This window comes from Serratia sp. CY84636 (genome assembly GCF_052166245.1).
GTDB classification, from domain to species: Bacteria; Pseudomonadota; Gammaproteobacteria; order Enterobacterales; family Enterobacteriaceae; genus Serratia; species Serratia nevei.
In genome coordinates this window covers 1-256 of record NZ_JBJNOX010000013.1, presented here as the reverse complement: position 1 = coordinate 256, position 256 = coordinate 1, and the positions used below count along the sequence as shown (strand labels likewise).

Annotated in this window: 1 protein-coding gene; it reads right to left on the bottom strand. The window is 54.3% G+C overall.

All coding sequences use genetic code 11. From position 1 onward, the window contains the following. On the bottom strand, nucleotides 1–256 hold a 256-nt coding region (locus ACJ8QI_RS23530), incomplete at both ends, for a GTP-binding protein (RefSeq protein WP_442533169.1).

Sequence of the window (256 nt, the reverse complement as noted above, 5' to 3'; positions counted from 1 at the left end):
TGGGATGTAGCTGTCCAGGGCTTCAGCCAGTTCGATGATTTTCGCTTCCCACTCAGCTTCGCCTTCCAGCGCTTTCAGCGCGGAACCGCGGATTACTGGCAGGTCGTCGCCTGGGAAGTCGTACGCGGACAGCAGTTCGCGAACTTCCATTTCTACCAGTTCCAGCAGCTCTTCATCATCTACCATGTCGCATTTGTTCATGAATACGATGATGAAAGGAACGCCAACCTGACGACCCAGCAGGATGTGCTCACGA